The sequence below is a fragment of the Collinsella sp. AM33-4BH genome (assembly GCF_003469205.1).
Lineage (GTDB): Bacteria > Actinomycetota > Coriobacteriia > Coriobacteriales > Coriobacteriaceae > Collinsella.
The window spans coordinates 1-1,267 of record NZ_QSIN01000030.1 but is presented as its reverse complement, the minus strand read 5'-3'; the positions used below and the strand labels follow the sequence as shown (position 1 = coordinate 1,267).

Genomic DNA, 1,267 nt, shown 5'->3' with positions numbered 1-1,267 from the left:
CTTAGAGGTCCTCGCGCCAGAAGGGCATGCTCATGCAGCGCGGGCCGCCACGGCCGCGGGAGAGCTCGGCGGAGGGCACGACGAGAAGGTCCAGGCCCTCCTTGTACAGCACGTCGTTGGTGACGGTGTTGCGGGCGTAGACGCAGATCTTGCCGGGCTCGACGCACAGGGTGTTGGAGCCGTCGTTCCACTGCTCGCGGGAGGCCGCGATCGGGTCGCCGCCGCCGCAGGGGATCAGCTTGACCTGGTCGACGCCGGTGGCGTCCTCCAGGACGTGCTCGAGGGTGTCCTCGATCAGGCGGATGTTCACGTCGCCCGGGTTCTTGCCGGCGGTCAGCTCGTAGACGCGCAGGGTGCCCATGATGGCGGGGTGGATCGTGAACTTATCGACGTCGATCTGGGTGAAGACCGTGTCGAGGTGCATGAAGGCGCGCGAGACCGGGATGTCGAAGGCCAGGATGCGCTCGACCTTGGAGTCGGAGTTCCAGAAGATGTTCTGCGCCATGACGTCGATGGCGGCTGCCTGGGTGCGCTGGGAGATGCCGACGGCGAGGGTCTTCTCGTTGATGTTCAGCACGTCGCCGCCCTCGGTGTGGAACTGGCAGTCGCGGCGGAAGTACAGGGAGACGTCCTTGTAGTCGGGGTGGTACTTGAAGACGTACTTGCCGTACAGGGTCTCGCGGTTGCGGGTGACCGAGTACATGCGGTTGAGGTTGACGCCCTCGCCGACGACCGCGAACGGGTCGCGGGTGAAGTAGAGGTTGGGCATCGGGTCGATGATCAGGTCGGACTCGGACTCGGAGTTGACCAGGGAGTCGAGGGTCGTGGACGCCGTGAGGGGCATGTCGATCTCGGCCTTGGTCATGCCGGCCATGGTCTTCTTGACGAACTCGAGGTTGTCCTCGATGGAGTCCAGCTTCTCGCGGACGATCTGCGGCATCTGCTGGCCGCGGATGCCTGCCTCGGCGATGTACTGGTCGGTGAACTCGGCGCGGGCGCCGGGGACCTGGTCGAACACCTCGGCGACGAGGTTCTCCAGGTAGAGCACCTCCACGCCCTGGTCCCTCAGGATCTGGGCGAAGGTGTCGTGCTCCTGCTGCGCGACCTCCAGGAACGGGACGTCGTCGAACAGGAGTCGCTCGAGCTCGTCGGGCGGCAGGTTGAGGAGCTCGTCGCCGGGACGGTGCAGGCAGACCTTCCTGAGCTTGCCGATCTCGGAAGGCACGTGCAGACCTTTCGTCATGGCCTCCTACCTTTCTTTCGGGCC

1 protein-coding gene is annotated in these 1,267 nt (G+C 65.4%); it reads right to left on the bottom strand.

The annotated features are described in order from the left end of the window. Nucleotide 1: 1 nt before the first annotated feature. Nucleotides 2–1,243: an arginine deiminase gene (gene arcA / locus DW821_RS10075; RefSeq protein ID WP_117774421.1), complete on the bottom strand. Its 1,242-nt coding sequence runs from the start codon at nt 1,241–1,243 to the stop codon at nt 2–4. Nucleotides 1,244–1,267 lie beyond the last annotated feature (24 nt).